Annotated in this window: 3 protein-coding genes; all 3 read left to right on the forward strand. The window is 50.6% G+C overall.

Features of this window, described 5'->3' with window-relative positions:
• Positions 1-52 precede the first annotated feature (52 nt).
• From hslV to HWQ67_RS15675, 3 genes are read left to right on the forward strand one after another with little or no spacing between them, the layout of a single operon-like run.
• Positions 53-625 (forward strand): ATP-dependent protease subunit HslV, encoded by a 573-nt coding sequence (gene hslV / locus HWQ67_RS15665; RefSeq protein WP_218253621.1) that lies wholly within the window; start codon positions 53-55, stop codon positions 623-625.
• Complete coding sequence (gene hslU, locus HWQ67_RS15670) at positions 625-1,965, forward strand: ATP-dependent protease ATPase subunit HslU (RefSeq protein WP_218253622.1); 1,341 nt, start codon at positions 625-627, stop codon at positions 1,963-1,965. Before hslV ends, hslU begins: the two co-directional genes overlap by 1 nt.
• Positions 1,937-2,692: a septal ring lytic transglycosylase RlpA family protein gene (locus tag HWQ67_RS15675; RefSeq protein WP_218253623.1), complete on the forward strand. Its 756-nt coding sequence runs from the start codon at positions 1,937-1,939 to the stop codon at positions 2,690-2,692. Before hslU ends, HWQ67_RS15675 begins: the two co-directional genes overlap by 29 nt.
• Positions 2,693-2,816: the final 124 nt, after the last annotated feature.

The raw sequence follows: 2,816 nt of genomic DNA on the forward strand, positions 1-2,816 counted from the left end.
TACAATGTGGGGCTTGTATTTTTTTTTATAAGGATTCTGTTATCATATGAACATGTCAGAGAGATTACCTCAGATACATGGCACGACGGTTATCTGTGTACGCAGGCAAGCCCAGGATGGCACTGAAGCAACAAAGAGCGATGTTGTTATGGCCGGTGATGGTCAGGTTACACTGGGAAGCACGGTGCTAAAGCATCATGCCAGAAAGGTCAGAAAGATGTATTCGGGCAAAGTGCTGGCCGGTTTTGCCGGGTCAACGGCGGACGCCATTACGTTGTTTGAAAAATTTGAGGCCAAGCTGGAAACCTACAGGGGCAACATGACACGTGCAGCCGTGGAGCTTGCCAAGGAGTGGAGAACGGACAAGATACTGAGGAGACTTGAGGCATTGCTGCTGGTTGCCGATAAAGATGTCACCTTAATAATATCCGGCAATGGTGATGTCATAGAGCCTGATAAGGCAGTTGCCGTCATTGGTTCGGGCGGTCCTTATGCCGAGGCGGCGGCGGTTGCGCTCTGTGAGCATACCTCTATGGGGGCCAAAGACATTGCGCAGAGGGCAATGGAGATTGCCGCTGATATATGCGTGTACACAAACAAAAATATAAACTTTGAGGAATTGTAATGGATAACCTGACACCGAGTATGATTGTGCGTGAGCTTGATAAATACATTATAGGACAACATAAGGCAAAGAAGGCCGTGGCCATTGCCCTGCGCAACAGGTGGCGACGACAGCAGTTGTCAACAGATTTGAGGGATGAGGTGTTGCCCAAAAATATTATCATGATAGGTCCCACGGGGGTTGGCAAGACCGAAATTGCCAGGAGATTGGCAAGACTATCCAGTGCGCCCTTTATAAAGGTGGAGGCCTCCAAGTTTACCGAGGTCGGATACGTGGGGCGCGACGTGGAGTCTATGATCCGTGACCTTACCGAGTTAGCCGTCAACATGATCAAGGAAGAACACTTCGAGAAAATGCAGGAGCGGGCCAGGGTGCTTGCCGAGGACAGGATGCTCGATATACTATTACCCCAGGTCAGGGTCAACAGGAATGAGCAACAAACATCCGAAGAAAAAGAAAAGTACGGCGAAACACGCGAAAAACTCAGAGAAAAACTCAGAGAGGGCAAACTGGACTCCAAGTACGTTGATATCGATGTAAAGGAAAAAATAATGCCCTTCGGCGTCATATCAAACATCGGCCTGGAAGACCTCGAAATCAGTCTCAAGGAGGTGCTTGGCAACTTTATGCCCGACAAGACCAAGCGCAAGAAGGTGAAGGTCCCCGATGCCATTAACCACCTCATAAAAGAGGAGGCCGGCAAGATGATAGACATGGACATGGTTACCAAGGAGGCCATTACACGAACCGAGCAAAACGGCATCGTCTTTGTCGATGAGATAGACAAGATAGCCAGCCGGGGCTCATCGCACGGCCCCGATGTCTCCCGCGAGGGGGTACAGCGAGACCTCCTGCCCATTGTGGAGGGCACAACGGTCACCACCAAACACGGCTCCGTTAAGACCGATCACATACTGTTTATAGCAGCCGGTGCGTTTCACGTCTCAAAGCCCTCCGACCTCATCCCTGAGCTGCAGGGCAGGTTCCCCATCAGGGTGGAGCTTGAGGCACTGGGCAAGGAAGACTTCATCCGCATACTAACGGAGCCAAGCAATGCACTGATCAAACAGTACGTTGCCCTGATGGCCACGGAGAGCTTCGACATAGAGTTTATGGCCAACGCTATAGACGAAATAGCCGGCATTGCCTCCATAGTCAACGAAAGAACCGAAAATATCGGCGCCAGACGCCTACATACCGTCATGGAAAAACTACTTGAGGATATATCCTTTGAGTGTCCTGACCTCGAAAAAGGCAACCTCTATATAGACGAAAACTATGTAAAGCTTAAGCTCTCGGAGATTGTCAAGGATGAAGACCTCAGCAGGTATATCCTGTAAGCAGGCACTTACGCAGTGGACACTCATACTTTTATTGGGCGTTATCCTGGCAGGGTGTACCACAAGGACGGTGATAGTCAGGAGACCTGTTCGTGGTTATGAGCACCTGACTCCTGCCACACCGCCCCCCAAGTATCCGGATGTGAGCAAACTACCCCAGGGCAGCAGTATGATGATAGCCTCTTGGTACGGACTCGACTTTCATGGCAAACCCACGGCTTCCGGAGAGATTTATGACATGTACGCCTACTCGGCAGCACACAAGACCCTTCCCTTTGGCACACGTCTCAACGTAACCAATCCACAGACCGGCATTTCGACTTTGGTTGTAGTCAACGACAGGGGACCCTTTGTAGAGGGCAGAGACCTCGACCTCTCCTATGGGGCGGCCAGGGAGATTGGACTTGTCGGGCAGGGCGTGGGGGTGGTTGAGGTAGAGTATCTGGGCAGGGACGGCAGGTATGTCAAGTACATAAAGGTCTCTGATAAGCTCGCCAAAGGCCAGTACACCGTTCAGATAGCCTCCTTTGAGGATAAGCAAAATGCCCTCAGGCTTAAAAAGGCACTCGATTTACAGTACGAAGGCGTCTTCATAATGGAGGCCGGCGTCAACTCAAAGACGTTTCACAGGGTGAGGGTTGGCAGGTACAAGGACAGGGCATCAGCCATTGCCATCGCACAGGCCCTGGCCGAAGAAGGATACGACACCCTCGTCACAGACGACTAACAAAATAATGGGGGTGGAGGGCATAGGTGTTAAGTTAAGCATGATACCTCCAGTACCTCCAAGTCTTTTAGTGTTAATTTCTTAGGTTTAGGCGTATTTGACGGTTCATCAATCAACTGTAATG

The organism is Candidatus Magnetobacterium casense, from assembly GCF_019173545.1.
In the GTDB taxonomy this organism is placed as follows: Bacteria; Nitrospirota; Thermodesulfovibrionia; order Thermodesulfovibrionales; family Magnetobacteriaceae; genus Magnetobacterium; species Magnetobacterium cryptolimnobacter.